Origin of the sequence: Mesorhizobium argentiipisi (SeqCode) (genome assembly GCF_037179585.1) — a bacterium.
Classification (GTDB): Bacteria; Pseudomonadota; Alphaproteobacteria; order Rhizobiales; family Rhizobiaceae; genus Mesorhizobium; species Mesorhizobium argentiipisi.
Genome location: NZ_JAPYKO010000009.1, coordinates 148,271 through 169,484, shown reverse-complemented (window position 1 = coordinate 169,484; position 21,214 = coordinate 148,271). Strand labels below are relative to the sequence as shown.

The window sequence follows — 21,214 nt, the reverse complement described above, 5'->3', positions numbered from 1 at the left end:
AGCGCGAAATTTGAGGACTCGGTTGCCGAATAATAACGCCTGGTGTTGTTGTCATGCAACGCTGCTTGTGGTTGCAGACGTCCGGCGGTTGCGGGCAGGTGCGGCGGGTCAGCCGCCCGTCGCGGTACCGGCCTTGGCGGCGGCAAAGAGGGCAACCGCGTTGGTTATGCTTTGCGCCGCCTTGCCGCGCCAGTCGGCATTGAGCAGCTGCGCCTCGTCCTTGACGTTGGAAAGATAACCGAGCTCGACCAGGACGGACGGCACGTCGGGAGCCTTGAGCACCCTGAAGCCGGCCGAACGCTGCGGATTGTTGATGAGGCCGACGCTGGTCGACAACTGACCGACGAGGGTGTGGGCGAAGCTCATCGAGAAACTATGGGTTTCGCGGCGGATCAGATCGATCAGGATGTCGGTGACTTCTTTGTTGTCGTCCTCGATCCTCATCCCGGCGAACTGGTCGGAGAGGTTCTCGCGATCGGCGAGCGCCTGGGCCTCCGGGTCGGAGGCCTTGTCCGAGAGCGTGTAGACCGTGGCGCCGCGAAGCCCTTTGACGGAAATCGTGTCGGCATGGATGGAGATCAAAAGATCAGCCTCGTGCTGGCGCGCGATGCGCACGCGTTCGTCCAGCGCCAGATACAGGTCGTTGTCGCGTGTCATGTAGACATCGTATTTGCCGGCCGCGGCCAGCTTGTCGCGCAGTTCCTTGGCAAAGGCGAGCGTGACGTCCTTCTCGACCGTGCCGGCCGAGCTTTCTGCGCCACCATCGACGCCGCCATGGCCCGGATCGATAACCACCGTGAAGCGATGGCCGGGCGCCGAGATAGGTCCGGTGCCGACCCGCTCGCCCTTTTCGGTGGAAACCGTCGAACCGGTTGTCAGCGACTGGTTGGCGAGAGCCGCGTCGAATTCCCGTTCCGAGGCGGCCGACATGTCGACGGCGATGCGATAGCCGCTGCCATCGTCATTCTTGAGCACGTCGAGCTTGTCGACAGCGAAAGGTCCCTTGCCGGTGAGGATCAGGCGCGAACCGTGTCCCTGATCGCCGTAGCGGACGGCACGCACAAGCCCGCGCGGTTTCACATCCTTGGCGCCGAGGGCGAATCGTGTGCGCGGCAGGTCAATGACCAGGCGATTGGGGCCGCGCAGCAGGAACCATTTGACCTCCGGCTCGCGGTCGAAATTCACGACGATGCGCATCTTTGTGGCGTCGCCGGCCATCTTGTAGCCGGTCGCGCCAAGCAGGGTGTCGGCGTGCGCGGCGACGAAACAGGACAGAATGGTCAGCAGCAAGGCGGTCCAGGCCAAGCGCAGGAAGCCCCCGGCGACCCTACCCCTCTTGTCCGCGGTACCCGCCGGTCCCATCTCTTATCCGTCGCTCCCGGTTCGGCGCCTTGCGCCCCGCCTTCCTGCAGAGTGCCCGTCAGGCCACCTATTCAATTAACGATTGGTATTCAGAGAAGGTTAACCAAGCCTTTCATGGACGCGATGAAAGGCACCTTCCCCTGCGGAAGCGCTTTTTGCCGGCATCCGAAATCGGGGTTGCCTTCCATCCCGCCAAATCATAAAAGCGACATTGGATCACTGCAATCCTGGAACCGCTCGCCTCAGCAGTTTCCTGCCAAAGGTCGGATGCAAAGGCGGCTCCGTTATCCTCCCAGGCTCAGGTGGTCGCGACGATTTTCGCAGGCGTGCTCCCGTGGCGGGGGAATCGCTTGCGTGAGGAAAACGGCCGGGTTTGCCCCGCGCCGGCTCTTTGTGAGCAAACAAGCTGGTCCGGCTGAGCCCGGGCTTTGGTTCAAAAGGTTCTGCTGGTGCCGATGGCTTCAAGCGCAATCATGGAAAGGTCCGCATCAAACCGCGCCATAGTGGCTGCGGGCGGCACCGCCATCGCGCTGAAGCGGCGGCTAGCGGACATTCAATTATCCGGCATGCACACAGATACAGGCGCACAGCGGCGGGCATTGCCACGCCGGCTGCGGCCGTCGGCTGCCGGCAGGAAACAAAATAATGCCCAACAAGATGCTGATAGACGCCTCCCACCCGGAGGAAACACGCGTTGTCGTCGTTCGCGGTAACCGCATCGAAGAATTCGACTTTGAATCCCAGGACAAGAAGCAGCTCAAAGGAAACATCTACCTCGCCCGCGTAACCCGGGTCGAACCTTCCCTCCAGGCAGCCTTTGTCGAGTATGGCGGCAACCGTCACGGTTTTCTCGCCTTCAGTGAAATTCATCCCGATTATTACCAGATCCCGGTCGCCGACCGTCAGGCTCTGCTGCGCGCTGAAGCGCAGGAAGCCGAGGACGAAGACGACGAGGAAGCCGAGAGCGGCGAAGAGCAGGCGCGCGATCGCGGCGGTCGCCGCAACAGGCGCCGCGGCGGCAAGAACCGCGAGCGCGGCGAGCACAAGCACGATGCTGAAATCGCGGCTTCCCCGGAGAATGGGGAAAGCCAGGCTGAAACGGCCGGGGCCCACGACACCGCTGCCGAGGTTGCCGGAAGCGAGGATGTCGGCGGCGGGACCGCCAATGCCCAGGCTGAAAATGCCGAAACAGTCTTCGGGGCGGTCGAGGCCGCGTCGGGAACATCTGAAGAACCTGGCGGCGACGCATTAGCAGCCGACGATGACGCCGATGACGAGGACGGCAAGCCGTCCGAAGGCGGCTCCACCTCGATTGCCGCGAGCGTCGAAGCCGACGTGATCTCCGAAGCGGTCCGGCAGACGGATCAGCCCGAGCAGAGCGGCGAAGCCGCTGCCAGCGACAATGATCGCGGCATGCTGGAGGAGGTCTCTTCCTCGCATTCGGACGAGCACGAGGTCGAATCGGTCGGCGCCGAAGACGCGCTCGAGGAGATCCGCAACCGCCGCAAGCCTGTGCGTCGCCAGTACAAGATCCAGGAAGTCATCAAGCGCCGCCAGATCCTTTTGGTGCAGGTGGTCAAGGAAGAGCGCGGCAACAAGGGCGCGGCGCTCACCACGTACCTCTCGCTTGCCGGCCGCTATTCGGTGCTGATGCCGAACACAGCGCGCGGCGGCGGCATCTCGCGCAAGATCACCAACGCGCAAGACCGCAAGCGCCTGAAGGAGGTCGTGGCCGACCTCGAAGTGCCGCAAGGAATGGGCGTAATCCTGCGCACCGCCGGCGAAAGCCGCACAAAGGCCGAGATCAAGCGCGACTACGAATATCTGATGCGGCTTTGGGAGAATGTCCGAAACCTTACGCTGCAATCCACGGCCCCTGCCCTGGTCTATGAGGAAGGCAGCCTGATCAAGCGCTCGGTGCGCGACCTCTACAACAAGGATATCGACGAGATCCTGGTCTCCGGCGAGGACGGTTATCGCGAGGCCAAGGACTTCATGCGCATGCTGATGCCGAGCCACGCCAAGGTGGTTCAGCCCTACCGCGACACCACGCCGATCTTCGTGCGCAACGGCATCGAGGCGCAGCTCGACCGCATGCTTCAGCCGCAGGTGACGTTGAAGAGCGGCGGCTACATCATCATCAACCAGACCGAGGCGCTGGTTTCGATCGACGTCAACTCCGGCCGCTCCACCAAGGAGCATTCGATCGAGGAGACCGCGCTCCACACCAATCTGGAGGCAGCCGAGGAAGTCGCGCGCCAACTCAGGCTGCGCGACCTTGCCGGCCTCATCGTCATCGACTTCATCGACATGGAGGAGAACCGCAACAACCGCTCCGTCGAGAAGCGGCTGAAGGATCACCTCAAGAACGACCGCGCCCGTATCCAGGTCGGCCGCATCTCGCATTTCGGCCTGATGGAAATGTCGCGCCAGCGCATCCGCGCCAGCGTGTTGGAATCGACCATGAAGCCGTGCCCGCACTGCGGCGGTACCGGCCATGTGCGCTCCGATTCCTCCGTGGCGCTGATGGTGGTGCGGGCGATCGAGGAATTCCTGCTCAAGGATTCGCGTAGCCACATCATCGTGCGCACGCCGGCCGCGACCGCGCTCTACGTGCTCAACCACAAGCGCGCCAATCTGGTGGAGCTCGAAGCCCGCTTCGGCCTGACCATCACGATCGAGGCTGACGAAACCCTCGGCACCCAGCACTATGCGATCTTCCGCGGCGCCGTTGCCGAAAAGCCGGAAGGCTTTGTCGAGGTGCGCAGCCTGCCGGCCTATGTCGAGCCGGAAGAGCCCGAGGACGAGATCGTCGTCGAGGAAGAGGAAGAAGAGGTTTCGGCGAAGGCCGAACAGCCGCGCCAGCCGCAGCAGCAGGGCCAGCACCCACAGCACTCCGAGGACGGCGAAGGCCGCAGGCGCCGCAAACGCCGGCGGCGGCGCGGCGGCAGGGACCGCGATCGCGAGCACAATGGTGAAGCCATTGCCGCTCCGGCGCCGGAGGAAGCCGGCGATGCGGCAACGGATGAGGCAGCCCAGGAAGTGACCGCCGGCGGCGAAGCCGTGGCGGCAGCAAGCGATGAAGGCGCCGGCAAGAAGCGCCGGCGCGGCAAGCGCGGGGGAAAACGCAATCGCCGCGAGGACGAGCCTTCGGAGGCGCTTGCCGGCGAGACTGTCGGCGACAGCGAGGACGAAGCGGCGGAGGGTGAGGAAACCGCCGGCGAACCGGTCGTGGCAGCCATGCCCGAGCCTGCCGCTCCCGAGGCGGCCAATGACGACACCGAGGCGGCCGAAAAACCAAAGAAGCCGCGCCGTTCGAGAGCCAAGAAGGCAGCCGAGGAAACCGTGGCCGAGACGGTATCGGAGCCTGTGGCCGAGGCCCAGGTCGCGCCCGCAGCTGTCGAGCCGGAGCCGGCTGCTGCTGCTCCCGCGGCCTCCGAGGCGGAGCCTGCCACCAATGCCCATCCGACGCGGCGCAAGCCACAGTCAGTCGACGCGCCGGTTGTTCCCGTCGTGTCTTCGAACGTGTCCGACGAGGCCAAGGCCGAAGACAAGCCGAAGCGCGCCGGCTGGTGGCAGCGCAAGGGTTTTTTCTAAGCTTTTCAGGTCATTAGATTGATTTTCTAAAAGAATCCCGCGCCGTATCTGGCGCGGGATTTTTCGTATCCGCGCGGGACGGAAAACCGCTGCGTAGTTGCTTTAAGGCGCGAAAATCGACCAGTTCATCAGCCGGGCGAGTTTCTCCAGCGCGAAGGAACCGAGCTGGGAGTTGCCGTTCTCGTTGAGGCCGGGAGACCACACCGCCAGCGAAGCCACTCCTGGCACGATGCCGAGAATGCCGCCGCCGACACCGCTTTTGCCGGGAATGCCGACGCGGAAGGCGAAATCGCCGGAACCGTCATAATGGCCGCAGGTCAGCATCAGCGCGCCGATGCGGCGTGCCCGCTCGGCCGACACGACTGAATGCCCGGTCGCCGGGTTCCTGCCGCCATTGGCCAGAAAGCGACCGGCCATGGCAAGCTGGCGGCAGCTCATGGCAATGGCACAATGGTGGAATAGACACCCAGCGCCAAGTCTGGCTCATGGTGGAGATTGCCGAAAGACTTCATGTAGTTGGCCAGGGCGAAGTTGCGATAGCCGGTGGCCCGTTCGGACGCCGCCACCTCGCGCTCGATGATGATCGTCTCGTCATCGGCGAGGAACTGGATGAAGCGCAGGATTTCGCCGATCGCCTCGCGCGGCTGATGGCCGGCGAGCAGGACGTCGGAGACGACGATGGCGCCGGCATTGATGAACGGATTGCGTGGGATGCCGTTCTCGTGCTCGAGCTGGACGATCGAGTTGAACGGATTGCCGGACGGCTCGCGGCCGACGCGATGCCAGAGCGCATCGCCGACCTTGCCCAACGCCAGCGTGAGGGTGAAGACTTTCGAGACGCTCTGGATCGAAAAATGCTGGTCGGCGTCGCCGGCAAGAATGACGCGGCCGTCATTGGTCACCGCGGCGATGCCGAATTTCGTCGGATCGACCTTGCCGAGCTGGGGGATGTAGGTCGCCACCTCGCCGCGATCGGTGCGCTCCGCCATTTCGGCCGCCACTTCGGCCAGTGCCTGCTCGAGTTCCGGCATCTATTTCAGCCAGCGTTCGATGCGCGCCAGCGCCTCGACCATGTCGTCATGGCTGCCGGCATAGGAAAAGCGCATGGTGCGGTGGCCCTGCAGCGGGTCGAAATCGCGGCCGGGCGTCGCCGCTACATGCGCTTCGGCCAGCATCTTGCGGGCAAAGGCCATGCTGTCATTGGTGTGGCGGGTGACATCGCAGAAAGCATAGAAGGCGCCGTCCATCGGTGCGGCGAGCGCGAAGCCGAGTTCCGGCAGACGCGTCATCAGAAGGTCGCGGTTCCAGGCGTAACGCGCCTTCACCTTTTCGAGCTCCTCCGTCGCCTTGAAGGCCTCGATCGCCGCGATCTGCGACAGTTCCGGCGGCGAGATGTAGAGGCTCTGGGCGACACGCTCGACCGGCCGCACCAGTTCTTCCGGCAACACCATCCAGCCGATGCGCCAGCCGGTCATGCAATAGTATTTCGAGAAGGAATTGATCACGGTGACGCCGGCGCCATGCGCCAGCGCGGTAACATCCGGTCCCGCATAGGCCAGCCGGTGATAGATCTCGTCCGAGATCACGGCGATGCCGAGTTCTTCGGCTGTCTTGACCAGCGCGGCGAGCTCGTCCGCCGGTATGACCGCGCCGGTCGGATTGGCGGGGCTGGCGAACAGCACGCCCTTAAGCGGCTTCTTGCGATGCGCGGCCTTCAGATGCTCGGCGTGAAGGTAGGCATCCGTCCCGAGCTCGATCTCGACGATCTCGATGCCGAGCGCGGCCATGATGTTGCGGTAGGCAGGATAGCCGGGCGCGGCGATGGCGACGCGGTCGCCCGGATCGAACATGGCGAGGAAGGCGAGGTTGAAGGCGGCCGAGGAACCGGTGGTGACGGCAATGCGCGACGACGCGACGTCGATCCCGTAATGCTCGCCATAATGCGCCGCGATCGCCTTGCGCAGGTCGGCCAGGCCCAAGGCGTCGGTATAGCCGATGCGACCATGTCTGAGCGCCGCGGCCGCCGCCTCGCGGACACCGACCGGCGCCGGATCCGACGGCTGGCCGACGGCCATCGACACGACGGGCACGCCGGTGGCCTTCAGCCGGTTGGCTTCGGCCAGGATGTCCATGGCGTGGAAGGGCTCGACTTCCCCCCGGCGCGAAAGCGAAACGACCATTTGACCTCTTCCAATTGCCGTTGTTCGGCGAACTCGGGACGCAGACCCTCGCTGACTTGCCCCTGAACTGCCCTAGTTAAAGGGCAGCGCCGCACAAATGCCCGATTGATATGGGGATCACAAGCGCGCAGGAAGTTGCCGGCGCCGACTTTTCATCTTTCGCCCGCTCGTCTACCAGTGGACCTATGTTGAGCCGACCCCGACCCTCGATTGACAAATCGACCTCCTTCAGCCGAACCGCGCGCGGTTTCGCGACGCTTATGCTTGCCGCCGCCGTTGCCGTGTCGAGCTCGGTCAGCGCCTTCGCGCAGGGCGTGCCGGTGGTGCGCGACGCCGAGATCGAGGCGCTGGTGCGCGACTATGCCCGGCCGATCTTCAAGGCGGCGGGGCTCGCCAATGACGGTATCGACATTGTCCTGGTCAACGACCAGAGCTTCAACGCCTTCGTCACCGGGCGGCGACTGTTCATCAACACCGGCGCGCTGGTGATCGCGGAGACGCCAAACGAGATCATCGGCGTCATCGCGCACGAGGCCGGCCACATCGCCGGTGGGCATCAGCAGAAATTGCGCGACCAGCTTGACCGCGCCAAGACCATGGCCATCATCGCCACGCTGCTCGGCGCGGGCGCCATGGTGGCCGGTGCCACCACCAACAGCCGCGGCCTTGCCGGCGCCGGCATGGGCGTCGCCGCCGGCGGCGGCGAGATGGCGCAGCGCTCGATTCTTGCCTACCAGCGCACCGAAGAGATCACCGCGGACCGTTCGGCGATCACCTATCTCAACGCCACCGGCCAATCCGGCATGGGTATGCTTAAGACCTTCGGCCGCTTTCAGAGTGCGCTGTCGCTCGCCGGCACCCAGGTCGATCCTTACCGGATCAGCCACCCGATGCCGCAGGAGCGCATCGCCAACCTCGAAGCGCTCGTCAAGCAGAGCCCCTTCGTCAACACGATCGACCCGCCGGCGCTGCAGCAGCGGCACGACATGATGCGCATCAAGATCGCCGCTTATATGCAGGGCCAGGCAGCCGTCGTGCGGCTGATGCGCAAGAATCCGACCAGCCTCGCCGCCCGCTACGGCGATGCGCAGCAGACCTATCTCTACGGCAATCCGGGCGCGGCGCTGACCAAGACGGCGGCGCTGATCAAGGAGCAGCCGAAGAACCCCTATTTCCAGGAGTTGCGCGGCGACATCCTGATGAAGATCAACAAGCCGAAGGACGCGGCGGACGCCTATGCCAAGGCGGTCAGCCTCGATCCCGCACGCTCCGGCCTGCTGTTGATCTCCCTCGGCCAGGCGCTGATGGCGGTCGGTACGCCCGATTCGCTCAAGAAGGCGGTTATCCAGCTCAACAATGGCGTCGGGCGGGACAGAGAGAATTCCGATGCCTATCGCTTCCTGGCGCAGGCCTATGGCGAACTCGGTGACGTTCCGGCCGCAGATCTCGCCACCGCCGAGGGCCATTACTATTCGGGCGACTACAAGAACGCGAAGATCTTCGCCATGCGCGCTCAACAGAAATTGAAGCGCGGCGAACCCCGCTGGGTCCGCGCTCAGGATATTATAAACTACACGCCATCGAACAAACTCAAATGAACCTTCCGGACGTTGGCCGCGACCAAGGCGCCGGGACAGGCAAAAGGATAGACAATCATGAACAAGGCAATCCTGCTTGGCAGTGCCGGCGGCCTGGCGGTGGCACTCGGCATGCTGGCCTTCGGCTTCGTCGCGGGAAACCCGCAGGCCGCGAAGGCCGATACCGTGCAAGTCGCGCAGGTCACGTCCTCCACTGATACCAAGGCCTCCGCCGATACCAAGATCGATCGCAAGGAGGTCGAAGGCATCATCCGCGACTACCTCTTGAAGAATCCGGAGGTTCTGCTCGAGGTGCAGGACGCGCTCGAGGCCAAGCAGAAGGAAGAGCAGCGGCTCGCGGCACTCGGCGTCATCAAGAATTCCAAGGACGAAATCTTCAACTCGACCTTCGACGGCGTCGTCGGCAACCCGAAGGGCAAGGTCACGATCGTCGAGTTCTACGATTACAATTGCGGCTTCTGCAAACGCGCCATCGAGGATATGCAGGCGCTGACCAAATCCGATCCGGACCTGCGCTTCGTGCTCAAGGAGTTCCCGATCCTCAGCCCGGATTCGCAGAAGGCCAGCGTCGTCTCCATGGCGTTCCACCTGATGCATCCGGAGAAATACGGTGAATTCCACACCGCGCTGCTCGGCGGCCAGGGCCGCGCCACCGAAGCAACCGCCATCAAGGTGGCGCTTTCGCTTGGCGCCGACGAGGCGGCACTGCGCGAGAAGATGAAGGATCCGCGCATCGCCGAAACGCTGTCGCGCACCTATGATCTTGCGACGAAACTGTCGATCACCGGCACGCCGTCCTATGTGGTCGGCAACGAGGTGGTCTTCGGAGCACTCGGCCAGCAGGTTCTGGCGGAAAAGATCGAAGAGGCCAAGAGCGCGCTGTAAGCGCTTGCGAATGCGAGAGCCGGCCGCTGTGGACAGCGCAAGAACGCACTTGCGCTCTTTTCGCGGGCGGCTATGCCCATTATAGAGGCCAGTGCGCCGGCTCGGGGCCGGCGTAGAACAAGGTCGCCATATTGAAAACGATTTTCATCCTCAACGGTCCCAATCTCAATGCGCTCGGCAAACGCGAGCCGGGGATCTATGGCGGCAAGACGCTTGCCGCCTTAGCCGAGGATTGCAAGGCAGCCGGCGCCGCGCTCGGGCTCGAGATTGATTTTCGCCAGTCCAACCATGAGGGCGATCTGGTCGACTGGATCCAGGAAGCCGGCGACAAGGCGGCAGGAATCGTCATCAATCCCGGCGCCTACAGCCACACTTCGATCGCCATCCACGACGCCATCCGCTCTATTGCGCCGATGCCCGTCGCGGAAGTCCATCTTTCTAATATCCACGCGCGGGAGCCCTTCCGCCACGTCTCCATGGTCGCGCCGGTCGCCGTCGGCATGATCTGCGGGTTCGGGCCGCTCGGCTACACGCTCGCGCTGCAGGCACTGGCGGCACGCCTGTGACCGGCCCCCAAACAGAAGGCTCGAAAATGTCGATAAAAAAGAACGGTGTTGACCAGCAGCTGATCCGCGACCTGGCGGGCATTCTGAACGACACCAATCTGACCGAGATCGAGGTCGAGCTCGGCGACCTCAAGGTGCGTGTCTCGCGCCAGTCGCAGGCAGTCCACGCGGTTGCAGCGCCGCTGCCGGCGCTCGCCGCAGCTCCGGCGGCCACAGCGGCTCAGCCCGCCGCCGCAGCGCCTGCCGATCCGTCGAAGAACGCCGTGCCCTCGCCGATGGTCGGCACGGCCTATCTGGCGCCCTCGCCCGACGCCAAGCCGTTCGTCGAGATCGGCCAGAAGGTGAAGGAGGGCCAGACGCTGCTCATCATCGAAGCGATGAAGACGATGAACCAGATCCCCTCGCCGCGTGCCGGCACGGTGACGGCGATCCTCATCGAGGACGCCCAGCCGGTCGAATACGGAATGCCGCTGGTGGTTCTTGAGTAGAGCCGGGAACAACCAAGAAATGTTCCAGAAGATCCTAATCGCCAATCGCGGCGAAATCGCGCTCCGGGTGCTGCGCGCCTGCAAGGAGCTCGGCATCCAGACGGTGGTCGTCCATTCGACCGCGGATTCCGACGCCATGCATGTGCGGCTTGCCGACGAGAGCGTGTGCATCGGCCCGCCGCCCTCGCGCGAAAGCTATCTCAACATCCACCAGATCGTCGCCGCCTGTGAGATCACCGGCGCGGACGCGGTGCATCCGGGCTACGGCTTCCTGTCGGAGAACGCCAAGTTCGCCGACATCCTCGCCGCCCACAACATCACCTTTATCGGCCCATCAGGCGACCATATCCGCATCATGGGCGACAAGATCGAGGCCAAGCGCACGGCAAAGCGTCTCGGCATCCCGGTCGTGCCCGGATCCGACGGTGCGATCAGCGAAGACAAGGAAGCCAAGCGCGTCGCCGCCGAGATCGGCTATCCGGTGATCATCAAGGCCTCCGCCGGCGGCGGCGGTCGCGGCATGAAGGTGGCGCATACCGAAGCGGACCTCGAAGTCGCGCTGCAGACGGCGAAGTCGGAAGCGGGCGCGGCCTTCGGCGACGATGCGGTCTATATCGAGAAATATCTGCAGAAACCGCGCCATATCGAGGTGCAGGTGTTCGGCGACGGCGCTGGTCGCGGCGTGCATTTCGGCGAGCGCGACTGCTCGCTGCAGCGGCGCCACCAGAAAGTGTGGGAGGAAGCCAACTCGCCGGCGCTCAATGCCGAGGAGCGCTCGCGCATCGGCGACATCTGCGCCAAGGCGATCGCCGATCTCGGCTATTCCGGCGCAGGCACGATCGAGTTCCTCTACGAGAATGGCGAGTTCTATTTCATCGAGATGAACACGCGCCTGCAGGTCGAGCATCCGGTGACCGAAGCGATCACCGGCATCGACCTCGTGCACGAGCAGATCCGCGTCGCCTCCGGCGGCGGGCTGTCGGTCAGGCAGGAAGACATCAAGTTCAATGGCCATGCCATCGAGTGCCGCATCAATGCCGAGGACCCGCGCACCTTCACGCCCTCGCCCGGCACAATCACGCATTTCCATACGCCCGGCGGCCTCGGCATCCGCGTCGATTCCGGCGTCTATTCCGGCTACAAGATCCCGCCCTATTACGACAGCCTGATCGGCAAGCTGATCGTGCACGGCCGCAACCGCGTCGAATGCATGATGCGGCTGCGCCGCGCGCTCGATGAATTCGTCGTCGACGGTATCAAGACGACGCTGCCGCTGTTTCGCGACCTGGTCGGCAATCCCGACATCGCCAATGGCGACTACGACATCCACTGGCTGGAAAAATATCTGGCCAAGGGTGAATAGCACGGGGATGCGATGACCCGCCCCTACGCGCCAGGCTATCGCATTCCGACCGACCTGCTGCTTCGGGCTTACGCTTCCGGCGTCTTCCCGATGGCCGAGAGCGCCAACGACCCGGAAGTGTTCTGGGTGCGGCCGGAAACGCGCGGCATCATTCCGCTGGACGGGTTCCACATACCGCGCAGCTTGAAGAAGACGATCCGCAAACATCCGTTCGAGATCCGCTACGACTTCGATTTCGAAGCGACGATCGACGGCTGCGCCGAAAGGCGCGAGGAGCGCCGCTCGACCTGGATCAACGAGCCGATCCGCGAAGCCTATGTCGAGCTCTATCGCCTGGGCCACTGCCATTCGGTCGAGGCTTGGCGTGAGGACCGGCTGGTCGGCGGCCTCTATGGCGTTTCGCTCGGACGCGTGTTCTTCGGCGAGAGCATGTTCGCCAGGGAGACCGATGCGTCGAAGACCTGTCTCTACTATCTCGTCGAGCGGCTGAAGGCGCGCGGCTTCGCGCTGCTAGACACGCAGTTCACGACTGAGCACTTGAAGCGCTTCGGCGCCGTCGACGTGCCGCGCGGCCAGTATGAGAAGATGCTCGCCGAGGCGCTGAGGGGCGAGGCCGTCTTTTACCCTTGAGTTTGTTCTGCCGCCTCTATCGGCGTTTGCGAATGGAACATCATCTTCCAGCCGTCGGCGCGATGGACGTAGCCGGTGCTGGCGAGCGCCGCATAGGGCTCGCCATTTTCCCGCGTGGCGCGCGCTTCGTAAGTGAGCATGACGATATCGCTGCCCGGCTCGACCATGCCCTTCAGCTTGATCTCGAGGTCGCGCCATCTGTTAGGCTTGGCCGCGCTCTTTGCGAGATCGGCGTTGGTCATCGCCTGCGCCATCTGCGGGAACGCCACCAGGCACTCCACGTCGGCATTGGCTTCATAATAGGCGGAATCGCCAGACCAAAAGCCCTTCTCGATGTCGAGAAGCTCCTGCTTGTTGGCGGTAATCGGCTTCGTGGCGGTCATCGCGGAACCCTCCTCGCCTGTCGCAGATTTGCAACGGCTCAAAGGCGGGCAGGTTCCGAGATCAGTTCGTGTCGGTGGTGTCGTCCCGCTCCGGCGCCGCGTCAGCTGGCTCCGACTCGGCGTCGGCCGGTTGCGCCACAGCCTTGGGCTTGGCGGCCTGGGTCTTCGGCTTGGCCGTGTCGGCCTTGGCCGCCGTCGGCGGCGGCACGTCCGACTTCTGCTTGCAGCCCTTGAGCCAGACGTCATAGACGGCGTGCTCGACGGCGTTGAGGCCTGGGCTTTCGGCAAACATCCAGCCGGTGAAGATGCGGCGGATCTTGCGGTCGAGCGTGATCTCGTCGACCTCGACGAAGGAATCGGTCTTCGGCTGCTCCGTATCCGGCCGCGAATAGCAGACGCGAGGCGTCACCTGCAAAGCGCCGAACTGCACGGTCTCGTCGATATAGACGTCGAAGGTGATGATGCGGCCGGTGATCTTGTCGATGCCGGCGAACTCGGCCACCGGATTGGTAATGCGGTCGGAGGCGGCAGGCGCAGGGGCCGGCGCCTGCGCAGCGGCGAAGGCTGCCGTTGAGGCAAGCAGAATGGACGACGCCGCGACAAGCGCCTTTGAGATATGGCTTGGAATCCTGGGGCGCAATTCCGGACGGAAAACCGCTGCGCACTTTTCCTGGAATTGCTTAGGAGAGCTCATGCAAATACCGGTGGTTGTGCCCGGGTGATTCTTCAACGCCCAAGGCTAGTCGAGGCTGCGCAATCAGCAAGCAGCTAAACGCCAATTGTGGCGACAAAGGACCGAAGCGGTGTCGTGGACGCGGATTACGATCCGGGCGTCCAGGCGTCGTAGTCGCCGGTCACCTGCGGGCGATGCTGGTTGGTCAGGATGGAACCCTGAGGACGATAGGCGCCGGGCGTTCCGGTCAGGTTCGGCCGATGCTCTTTCTGCCACTCGCGAGCCTTGTAGCTCTCGCTCGATGGAGGTGTATCGACGCGATGATGGATCCAGCCATGCCAGCCCGGCGGGATCTTCGAGGCTTCCGAATAATCGCGATAGATGACCCAGCGGCGGGTGCGGCCTTCCGAATCGATGCCGCCTTCATAGTAGACGTTGCCGGCTTCGTCCTCGCCGACCCTCTTGCCGAAGCGCCAAGTGTGGAAGCGGGTGCCGAGCGTCTGGCTGTTCCACCAGGTGAAAAACTGCAGCAGGAAAGTTTTCATCCACATCCTCGCGGCGGCAGCGGCTGCGCCTTTCCCCTGCTTATGGCGTCACGTCAGCGCGAAGGCAAGGGTTTTGCCAAGTACCGAATGCAAATGCTTCGTGCGCTAAATCGATGCAGTTGCCCTGCCGGCGGCAACGCGGCTTGCCAAGCGTTGCCTGTCTTTCTAAAGCTCGGCCCGGCCCGTTTCGGGGGCGCCTTAGGGAGGTGACGATTGAGCCGGGATCCGTCCGCCGACAGCCGGATCAGCGCCGAAGGCATTCGCCGCCGCAAGGGTGGCGTGCCGATCGTCTGCCTCACCGCCTACACCTATCCTGTCGCGCGCCTGCTCGATCCGCATGTCGACCTGCTGCTGGTCGGCGACAGCGTCGCCATGGTCCTGCATGGCCACGCCACCACGCTCGGCGCCTCGCTGGAGATGATGATCGCGCACGGCCAGGCCGTCATGCGCGGCTCGGCCAAGGCCTGCGTGGTGGTCGACATGCCGGCGGGCAGCTACGAGTCCTCGCCGGCGCAGGCCGTGGCGGCGGCGAGGCGGATCGTTGGGGAAACGGGCTGCCAGGCCGTGAAGCTCGAAGGCGGCGTCGACATGGCTTCCCGGATCGCGGCGATCGTCGCCGAAGGGATACCAGTCATGGGCCATATCGGCCTGCAGCCGCAATCGGTGGAGAAGGACGGCGGCTACAAGATCAAAGGCCGGACGGAGGACAATATCGCTGCCCTTTCGCGCGATGCCGAGGCGGTGGAAGAAGCTGGCGCCTTCTCGGTCGTCATCGAGGGCACGATGGAGACCGTGGCCGCGAAGCTTACCCGTCACATTTCCATACCGACCATCGGCATTGGCGCCAGCGCCGACTGCGACGGCCAGATCCTGGTGATCGACGACATGGTCGGCATGACCGTCGACCGCGTGCCGAAATTCGTCAAGGAATATGCCGACTTGCGCGGCGTGATAGCGAATGCGGCGGCACGCTACTCCGCCGAGGTGCGCAGCCGCGCCTTTCCCAGCCCCGAACACGTCTTCACGACGGCTTCCGGCAAGGACAAGACATGAACGCGCCAATCGTCGTCGACAGCGTCACAGCCCTTCGGGCGCAGGTCCGGGACTGGCGACAGGCCGGCCTCAAGGTCGCTATGGTGCCGACCATGGGCGCGCTGCATGACGGCCATATCTCACTAGTCAGGATCGCGCTCGAACGGGCCGAACGCTGCGTCGTCTCGATCTTCGTCAATCCGGCGCAGTTCGCGCCGACGGAAGATCTCGACAAGTACCCGCGCCAGCTGACGCGCGATCTCGACCGGTTGCAGGACGCCGGTGCGCATCTCGCCTTCACGCCAGGCGTGAGCGAAATGTACCCTGCCGGATTCGCCACCAAGATCTCGGTCGGCGGCCCCTCCCGCGGCCTGGAAACCGACTTCAGGCCGAGCTTCTTCGACGGGGTCGCGACCGTTGTGGCCAAGCTCTTCCTGCAGGCGGCGCCCGATTGCGCCGTGTTCGGCGAGAAAGACTACCAGCAGCTCTGCGTCGTCAGGCAGCTCTCCCGCGACCTCGACCTGCCCGTCAAGATCGTGGGCGCGCCGACGGTGCGCGACGCCCATGGCCTCGCCATGTCGTCGCGCAATGCCTATCTCGGCGCGACCGAGCTCGAAATCGCGCGCAAGCTCAACGTTATCCTGCGCGGCACGGCGGCAGCGCTTTCAGCCGGCACGGATGAAGCCGGCGCCACCGAAGATGCCGCACAGGCGCTCGTCTCAGCCGGCTTCCAAAAGGTCGACTATGTCGCTGCCCGCGCGAGCGTCACGCTCGGACCCTGGCAGCGGGGCCGGGACGGCCGCCTGCTCGCCGCGGCTTGGCTCGGCACGACCCGGCTGATCGACAATGTGGAAATTCCCTTCGCCTGAGCGGTCCTGCCGATCGGCGGGCATGCAATGATGCAACCGCGCCACAACCGGGCGAAGTGCCGAGTCCACCCGCTTCACGCTTCCGACCTAGCGGAGCCGCTTCTCCATGATGAGGGCGGGCAATCCCGAGTTGCCGCCGCAATCGGCGGTTCTGCCTGCCGGGCGGAACCCATTCGCCTCGTAGAAGGCGATCGCCGCGGCATTTGCTTCTTCGACTTCGAGGCGCAGCGTATCCATCTCCGGAAAACTGGCTTCGACTTCATCGAGCAGGGACTGGCCGATCCCCTGGCGCTGGCAGGTCGGATGCACATAGAGCTGGCTCAAAAGGACGATCTTCGGGTCGGTGGTGGCGGCGGCGAACGCCATGCCGCCGAGCCGCTTGCCGTCGTCAGCCACCAGGAACTCGGAATTCGGGCGCGTCAGCCGCGCCTTGAGCGAGGCGATCGAATGCCAGTCATCCGTGATTTCAGTTACCCGCTTGGCGCCATAGAGGGCGTCGTAAGTGGCATGCCAAGTCTCGACCAGCAACGCACGGGCGGCTGCGAGATCGCGTTCGCTCGCCGTGCGCACGAACATCGCTAGCCCTCGATGCCGAGCTTGGCCTTGACGAGGTCGTTCACCGCTTGCGGGTTGGCCTTGCCGCCGGTCGCCTTCATCACCTGGCCGACGAACCAGCCGGCCATGGTCGGCTTGGCGCGCGCCTGCTCGGCCTTGTCCGGGTTGGCGGTGATAACCTCGTCGACCGCCTTCTCGATGGCGCCGGTGTCGGTGACCTGCTTCATGCCGCGGCTCTCGACGAGCTGGCGCGGATCGCCGCCCTCGTTCCAGACGATCTCGAACAGGTCCTTGGCAATCTTGCCGGAAATGGTGCCTTCCTTGATCAGGTCGAGAACAGCGCCGAGCTGCTCGGGCGAAACCGGAGCATTTTCAATATCCTTGCCGGCCTTGTTCAGCTGGCCCAGGAGATCGTTGATGACCCAGTTGGCGGCGAGCTTGCCGTCGCGGCCTGCCGCCACCTTTTCGAAATAGTCGGCGATCGGCTTTTCCGAAACCAGCACCGAGGCGTCATAGGCCGAAAGGCCGAGCACATCGACCAGCCGCGCCTTCTTGTCGTCGGGCAGTTCCGGCAGGTCCTTGGCGAGCGCGTCGACATAGGCCTGGTCGAACTCCAGCGGCAGAAGGTCGGGATCCGGGAAATAGCGATAGTCATGCGCTTCTTCCTTGGAGCGCATCGAACGCGTCTCGCCCTTGGCCGGATCGAACAGTCGCGTCTCCTGATCGATCTTGCCGCCGTCTTCCAGAATGGCGATCTGCCGGCGCGCCTCGTATTCGATGGCCTGGCCGATGAAGCGGATCGAGTTCATGTTCTTAATCTCGCAGCGCGTGCCAAACTCGCCGCCCGGACGGCGGACCGAGACGTTGACGTCGGCGCGCAGCGAGCCTTCGTCCATGTTGCCATCGCAAGTGCCGAGATAACGCATGATCGAGCGCAGCTTGGTGACATAGGCCTTGGCTTCGTCGGCCGAGCGGATATCGGGCTTGGAGACAATCTCCATCAGAGCCACGCCGGAGCGGTTGAGATCGACATAGGACATGGTCGGGTGCTGGTCGTGCATCGACTTGCCGGCATCCTGTTCCAGATGCAGGCGCTCGATGCCAACCTCGATATCCTCGAACTCGCCCTGGCGGTCGGGGCCGACGGAGACAATCACCTTGCCTTCGCCGACGATCGGCTGCTTGTACTGCGAGATCTGGTAGCCCTGCGGCAGGTCCGGATAGAAATAGTTCTTCCGGTCGAAGACCGACTTGTGGTTGATCGCGGCCTTCAGACCGAGCCCGGTGCGGATCGCCTGCTTGACGCATTCCTCGTTGATGACCGGCAGCATGCCGGGCATCGCCGCGTCGACAAGGCTGACATTGGCATTGGGCGCCGCGCCGAACGAGGTCGAGGCGCCAGAGAAGAGCTTGGCCTCCGAGATCACTTGCGCATGCACCTCCAGCCCGATGACGATCTCCCAGTCGCCGGTGGCGCCGGGGATCAGACGTTTTGCGTCGGGGATGCGGGTATCGATAATGCTCATGGAGGCCTGCGGATTGGAAACGTGAGTTTCACGTCAAAAATGAAAGTCACTCGCTAGTCCAAACCGCCCGGCGAGACAAGCCTTAAGCCTTCCGCGGGCCTTTCCCGCCACCTCCCGGGGCATTTCGCGCAACGAACAGCGCATCCTGCATCTGCTCGCGCAAGGCGGGCGCATCGAAACCGAAAAGAACGAGAGCAGGAAGATCGCCTCGGTCCAGTGCCTGACCCGCGACGGCTAGCGTTGTCCGGGGCTTCGAGCTGGAGCTCTTTCGGAAGTTGAGGCGCAAGAAAGCGGTTTCCTCGACGGATGGCGGTCCTTACCGCATTACCCGACGGGGGCTCCAGCTCGTCCGGGCCGAACTCGACAATCGATAGAACGTGCCACACGCCGCCGGCTGGAAACAGCCGGCGGCTTCCTCGCCCGCCTGCTCAGGCCGTGGCGATGTAGGCCCTGATCTCCTCGGCCTCGCGCTCGACATCCTCGATGCGGCGCTTGACCACGTCGCCGATGGAGACGATGCCGTCGAGCAGGCCGTTTTTCTCCACCGGCAGATGGCGGAAGCGGCCTCTCGTCATGATCTCCATCACCTCGTTGACGGTGTGGTTTTCGTTGCAGATCTTGACCTTCGGAGTCATTGCCGAGCGCACGGGGATGTCGAGCGCGGCGGCACCCTCCTTGGCCACGACCCTGACGATATCGCGCTCCGAGAGGATGCCGACGATCTTTCGGTCGCCATTGGTGATGACGAGCGCGCCGACCCTGTGCTCGGCCAGCATGCGAATGGCCTCGCTGAGTTTCTCATTGGGCCCGAGCGTGAACACGTCATGGCCTTTGCTTTCAAGAATTGCCTTAACCGTCATGGCGTCCTCCACAGCCTTTGACGCCGGCTCCCCCGCCCCAACCGGCTTCTGAGCCCCGGCGCCCTTAGGAAGACACTGGGTGCTTAGGCAACATCGTGCGCCGTCATTGGTTACATTTCAAGTGCGCCTAAGGACTAGGCAGCAGCCAGCGGGCGGTCGAAGAAACGCAGTCCGAAAAAGCCGGCAACGAAGCCGCCGATATGCGCTTCCCAAGCGATCTGGCCTTCTATTCCCGGCGCGAAGCCGAGCAGGCCCGTGGCGAGATTTATGACCATCCAGACTCCCAGAAAGGTCATGACGCCGCGCGAGCGCAATACCGCCGCGATCGGCAAGGGCTCGCCGACGAAAGCCGCCCTGCCTGATGAACGGTCGACGCGAAAACCATAACGCGCCGCCGCCCCCATCATGCCGGAGATCGCGCCCGACGCACCGACCAGCGGCACCTCGCCAAGCGGATGCAGCGCCCAGAAGAGTGCCACCGAAGCGAGGCTCGTTACCGCGAAGAACAACGCGAAGCGCAGCGTGCCAAATCGATTGGCCAAAGGCGAACCAAAAGCGGCAAGCCAGATCATGTTGATCAACAGATGCGCCACGCCGCCATGCAGGAAGGCATAGGTGAACGGGCTGGAAAAAGCATAGAAATCAAGGTCATATCGACCAGAATAGCGAATGGGGACGAAGGCCGCTCTCACGAGCAGGGCAAAATCCTGGTCGTCGGTCAGCAGATAGACACGCACAAGGTGGACAGCCACACAGATGCCGATCACCGCCAGGACTGCGGGCGGCAGGTTGAAGACGGGTTCGCGGCCCGGCGGCTCGGAAGCCTCTTCCGGCAGCGGTTCGTTTTCGGTGGGGCTTACGGGCTCGCTCATGCACCCTTGCAGGTTAGGGACTCGGGATTTCGACGAGCATGTAGATCACGCCCTTTCGAATCACAAACGGCTATTCGCCACAGCGCACACGCAGAAAAAAGCGCGAATCAGAACAGGGACGAATCAAAAAGAAGGCCGTCCAGGAGTTCCCTGAACGGCCGGTCGAGCCCCCTGCTCCCCATAAACTCGTGACTGAAGTGCTGCCGATCGCTGCGAGAACGACCGTTTTGGAGTGGTTTTGGTGTGCCACAGGCCTCGGTGGCACGCAATGTAAACCGTTTGTTAACCTTAACGACCCCGAGGCGTGAACAAACGTTAACGATACTGGCACGCATCCTGCTCCGCACCGCATGAAGGTCATCGGAGGGCGCCCTGTCTGTTCGCCGATGGGACATCAAAAGACAGGTTGTGCGGAGCAGGATGGACATGAACGAAAAAGGATCGATCGCGCTGTTCCAATATTGGAACCGGTTGCGTGATGGCCGCCTCGCTCCGAAGCGATCGGAGGTGGAGCCGGCGGATATCAAGTCGCTTCTGGCCGACACCTTCATCCTCGAGCGCGATACGCGTGGCGAAGCGGTGTTCCGGCTGGCCGGCACAAGGCTCTGCGCCTATTACGGCCGGGAGCTCAAGGGCTTCTCCTTCCCTTCGCTCTGGCGCGAGAAGGACCAGCGGCTGATGTCGCGGCTGATGCAAGGCGTTTTCGACCAGAAGTCGGTCCTGCTCATGACCTATGAGGGGTTCAGCCGGAACGGCCGCTCCAATAAATTCGAGCTCCTGTCGCTGCCGCTGGATGGTGGCGCCGAGAACCAGCGTTGCCTCGGCATCATCAGTACCGCCGACAAGCCGTTCTGGCTTGGCGCCGATCCGATCGCCGACGCGCTAATCGATACGATCCGGGTGATAGATCCCGACAAGGAGCCAATGTTCCTGAAGAACCGTCCGGCGATTGACGTCCCCTCGCTCGTTCCGGCCGAATTCGAACCTCCGGAGACCATTTCGGCGCTCGGTCGCGTGCGCCGCATCCGCCATCTCGTCGTCCTCGACGGCGGGCGTCACGAATGAACTTGGCCGGTAGGGATTTATCCTTCCCTCGCGGCTAATTTTTGCGCCTCCCGGAAGCCTCCCGGGCCCAGGCTTTTGCGGCCGACTTTTCCCGTTTGTTAACTTGCTTTGCTGTAGCTTTTCGGGCGAAATTCCTCGCATCGTCGCGCGGAATGCCAACGGGGT

General features: G+C 63.6%; 19 protein-coding genes and 2 pseudogenes. 11 read left to right on the top strand and 10 right to left on the bottom strand.

Translation table 11 applies throughout. From position 1 onward, the window contains the following. Nucleotides 1-108 precede the first annotated feature (108 nt). Nucleotides 109-1,362, bottom strand: coding sequence for an N-acetylmuramoyl-L-alanine amidase (locus tag O7A05_RS15305; RefSeq protein WP_337093900.1), 1,254 nt, complete (start codon nt 1,360-1,362; stop codon nt 109-111). Between the two features lie 645 nt (nt 1,363-2,007). On the opposite strand from O7A05_RS15305, the gene O7A05_RS15300 reads away from it, so the two are divergent. Continuing rightward, nucleotides 2,008-4,959 (top strand): Rne/Rng family ribonuclease, encoded by a 2,952-nt coding sequence (locus O7A05_RS15300; protein WP_337093899.1) that lies wholly within the window; start codon nt 2,008-2,010, stop codon nt 4,957-4,959. Nucleotides 4,960-5,061: 102 nt separating this feature from the next. Here the strand turns inward: O7A05_RS15300 and O7A05_RS15295 are convergent. Both O7A05_RS15295 and O7A05_RS15290 read right to left on the bottom strand, forming a co-directional pair. Further along, nucleotides 5,062-5,990: pseudogene (locus tag O7A05_RS15295) on the bottom strand (glutaminase). After that, a complete protein-coding gene (locus O7A05_RS15290; protein ID WP_337093898.1) occupies nt 5,991-7,139 on the bottom strand; it encodes a pyridoxal phosphate-dependent aminotransferase in 1,149 nt (382 codons plus the stop codon). It lies immediately after the preceding pseudogene. 185 nt (nt 7,140-7,324) lie between these two features. Between O7A05_RS15290 and O7A05_RS15285 the strand changes: the two genes are divergently transcribed. The 6 genes from O7A05_RS15285 (at nt 7,325) to aat (ending at nt 12,669) form a co-directional block, all read left to right on the top strand. Beyond that, nucleotides 7,325-8,737: a M48 family metalloprotease gene (locus O7A05_RS15285; RefSeq protein WP_337093897.1), complete on the top strand. Its 1,413-nt coding sequence runs from the start codon at nt 7,325-7,327 to the stop codon at nt 8,735-8,737. 57 nt (nt 8,738-8,794) lie between these two features. Continuing rightward, a complete protein-coding gene (locus tag O7A05_RS15280; RefSeq protein ID WP_337093896.1) occupies nt 8,795-9,622 on the top strand; it encodes a DsbA family protein in 828 nt (275 codons plus the stop codon). Between the two features lie 131 nt (nt 9,623-9,753). Next, nucleotides 9,754-10,188: a type II 3-dehydroquinate dehydratase gene (gene aroQ / locus O7A05_RS15275; RefSeq protein ID WP_337093895.1), complete on the top strand. Its 435-nt coding sequence runs from the start codon at nt 9,754-9,756 to the stop codon at nt 10,186-10,188. 26 nt (nt 10,189-10,214) lie between these two features. Beyond that, nucleotides 10,215-10,676 (top strand): acetyl-CoA carboxylase biotin carboxyl carrier protein, encoded by a 462-nt coding sequence (gene accB, locus O7A05_RS15270; protein WP_337093894.1) that lies wholly within the window; start codon nt 10,215-10,217, stop codon nt 10,674-10,676. Between the two features lie 19 nt (nt 10,677-10,695). Then, nucleotides 10,696-12,039 carry an acetyl-CoA carboxylase biotin carboxylase subunit gene (gene accC / locus O7A05_RS15265; RefSeq protein WP_140755702.1) on the top strand — a complete coding sequence of 448 codons (1,344 nt, stop codon included), beginning with the start codon at nt 10,696-10,698 and terminating at the stop codon, nt 12,037-12,039. Nucleotides 12,040-12,051: 12 nt separating this feature from the next. Next, the gene (gene aat / locus O7A05_RS15260) at nt 12,052-12,669 is read left to right on the top strand and encodes a leucyl/phenylalanyl-tRNA--protein transferase (protein ID WP_337093893.1); all 618 of its coding nucleotides are present in this window, start codon (nt 12,052-12,054) and stop codon (nt 12,667-12,669) included. Here aat and O7A05_RS15255 read toward each other — a convergent pair. The 3 genes from O7A05_RS15255 to O7A05_RS15245 form a co-directional block, all read right to left on the bottom strand. Beyond that, on the bottom strand, nt 12,660-13,052 hold the full coding sequence (locus O7A05_RS15255; RefSeq protein ID WP_337093892.1) for a hypothetical protein: 393 nt from the start codon (nt 13,050-13,052) through the stop codon (nt 12,660-12,662). The genes aat and O7A05_RS15255 overlap by 10 nt on opposite strands. A 61-nt stretch (nt 13,053-13,113) precedes the next feature. Beyond that, nucleotides 13,114-13,746, bottom strand: coding sequence for a DUF2155 domain-containing protein (locus O7A05_RS15250; protein ID WP_337093891.1), 633 nt, complete (start codon nt 13,744-13,746; stop codon nt 13,114-13,116). A 125-nt stretch (nt 13,747-13,871) separates the two neighbouring features. Next, complete coding sequence (locus tag O7A05_RS15245) at nt 13,872-14,270, bottom strand: NADH:ubiquinone oxidoreductase subunit NDUFA12 (RefSeq protein ID WP_140678429.1); 399 nt, start codon at nt 14,268-14,270, stop codon at nt 13,872-13,874. 213 nt (nt 14,271-14,483) lie between these two features. On the opposite strand from O7A05_RS15245, the gene panB reads away from it, so the two are divergent. Together panB and panC are read left to right on the top strand one after the other, a co-directional pair. Next, nucleotides 14,484-15,323: a 3-methyl-2-oxobutanoate hydroxymethyltransferase gene (gene panB / locus O7A05_RS15240; protein WP_337093889.1), complete on the top strand. Its 840-nt coding sequence runs from the start codon at nt 14,484-14,486 to the stop codon at nt 15,321-15,323. Next, nucleotides 15,320-16,171, top strand: a complete 852-nt coding sequence (panC, locus tag O7A05_RS15235; protein WP_337093888.1) for a pantoate--beta-alanine ligase — start codon at nt 15,320-15,322, stop codon at nt 16,169-16,171. The genes panB and panC overlap by 4 nt, the downstream gene beginning before the upstream one ends. 87 nt (nt 16,172-16,258) lie before the next feature. Here the strand turns inward: panC and O7A05_RS15230 are convergent, their stop codons facing one another. Together O7A05_RS15230 and gatB are read right to left on the bottom strand one after the other, a co-directional pair. Further along, complete coding sequence (locus tag O7A05_RS15230) at nt 16,259-16,747, bottom strand: GNAT family N-acetyltransferase (protein ID WP_337093887.1); 489 nt, start codon at nt 16,745-16,747, stop codon at nt 16,259-16,261. Nucleotides 16,748-16,749: 2 nt separating this feature from the next. Then, entirely contained in the window at nt 16,750-18,252 is a 1,503-nt protein-coding gene (gene gatB, locus O7A05_RS15225; RefSeq protein ID WP_337093886.1) for an Asp-tRNA(Asn)/Glu-tRNA(Gln) amidotransferase subunit GatB, read from the bottom strand. A 121-nt stretch (nt 18,253-18,373) separates the two neighbouring features. Between gatB and O7A05_RS15220 the strand changes: the two are divergent. Next, a pseudogene (locus O7A05_RS15220) lies at nt 18,374-18,626 on the top strand (YjhX family toxin). 54 nt (nt 18,627-18,680) lie between these two features. On the opposite strand, the gene O7A05_RS15215 reads toward O7A05_RS15220, so the two are convergent. Then, entirely contained in the window at nt 18,681-19,112 is a 432-nt protein-coding gene (locus O7A05_RS15215; protein ID WP_337093885.1) for a CBS domain-containing protein, read from the bottom strand. Nucleotides 19,113-19,246: 134 nt separating this feature from the next. Beyond that, nucleotides 19,247-19,984 (bottom strand): rhomboid family intramembrane serine protease, encoded by a 738-nt coding sequence (locus tag O7A05_RS15210; protein WP_337093884.1) that lies wholly within the window; start codon nt 19,982-19,984, stop codon nt 19,247-19,249. 426 nt (nt 19,985-20,410) lie between these two features. Between O7A05_RS15210 and O7A05_RS15205 the strand changes: the two genes are divergently transcribed. Next, a complete protein-coding gene (locus O7A05_RS15205; RefSeq protein WP_337093883.1) occupies nt 20,411-21,049 on the top strand; it encodes a PAS domain-containing protein in 639 nt (212 codons plus the stop codon). Nucleotides 21,050-21,214 lie beyond the last annotated feature (165 nt).

Bases quoted from the DNA above. Each gene is read 5' to 3' on its own strand.
- O7A05_RS15210 (WP_337093884.1), bottom strand. From the start codon at position 19,984: ATGAGCGAGCCCGTAAGCCCCACCGAAAACGAACCGCTGCCGGAAGAG.
- O7A05_RS15290 (WP_337093898.1), bottom strand. From the start codon at position 7,139: ATGGTCGTTTCGCTTTCGCGCCGGGGGGAAGTCGAGCCCTTCCACGCC.
- O7A05_RS15245 (WP_140678429.1), bottom strand. From the start codon at position 14,270: ATGAAAACTTTCCTGCTGCAGTTTTTCACCTGGTGGAACAGCCAGACG.
- aat (WP_337093893.1), top strand. From the start codon at position 12,052: ATGACCCGCCCCTACGCGCCAGGCTATCGCATTCCGACCGACCTGCTG.
- O7A05_RS15280 (WP_337093896.1), top strand. From the start codon at position 8,795: ATGAACAAGGCAATCCTGCTTGGCAGTGCCGGCGGCCTGGCGGTGGCA.
- O7A05_RS15300 (WP_337093899.1), top strand. From the start codon at position 2,008: ATGCCCAACAAGATGCTGATAGACGCCTCCCACCCGGAGGAAACACGC.
- O7A05_RS15205 (WP_337093883.1), top strand. From the start codon at position 20,411: ATGAACGAAAAAGGATCGATCGCGCTGTTCCAATATTGGAACCGGTTG.
- O7A05_RS15215 (WP_337093885.1), bottom strand. From the start codon at position 19,112: ATGACGGTTAAGGCAATTCTTGAAAGCAAAGGCCATGACGTGTTCACG.
- O7A05_RS15255 (WP_337093892.1), bottom strand. From the start codon at position 13,052: ATGACCGCCACGAAGCCGATTACCGCCAACAAGCAGGAGCTTCTCGAC.
- gatB (WP_337093886.1), bottom strand. From the start codon at position 18,252: ATGAGCATTATCGATACCCGCATCCCCGACGCAAAACGTCTGATCCCC.
- O7A05_RS15250 (WP_337093891.1), bottom strand. From the start codon at position 13,746: ATGAGCTCTCCTAAGCAATTCCAGGAAAAGTGCGCAGCGGTTTTCCGT.
- accB (WP_337093894.1), top strand. From the start codon at position 10,215: ATGTCGATAAAAAAGAACGGTGTTGACCAGCAGCTGATCCGCGACCTG.
- O7A05_RS15285 (WP_337093897.1), top strand. From the start codon at position 7,325: ATGTTGAGCCGACCCCGACCCTCGATTGACAAATCGACCTCCTTCAGC.
- accC (WP_140755702.1), top strand. From the start codon at position 10,696: ATGTTCCAGAAGATCCTAATCGCCAATCGCGGCGAAATCGCGCTCCGG.
- panC (WP_337093888.1), top strand. From the start codon at position 15,320: ATGAACGCGCCAATCGTCGTCGACAGCGTCACAGCCCTTCGGGCGCAG.
- O7A05_RS15230 (WP_337093887.1), bottom strand. From the start codon at position 16,747: ATGTTCGTGCGCACGGCGAGCGAACGCGATCTCGCAGCCGCCCGTGCG.
- O7A05_RS15305 (WP_337093900.1), bottom strand. From the start codon at position 1,362: ATGGGACCGGCGGGTACCGCGGACAAGAGGGGTAGGGTCGCCGGGGGC.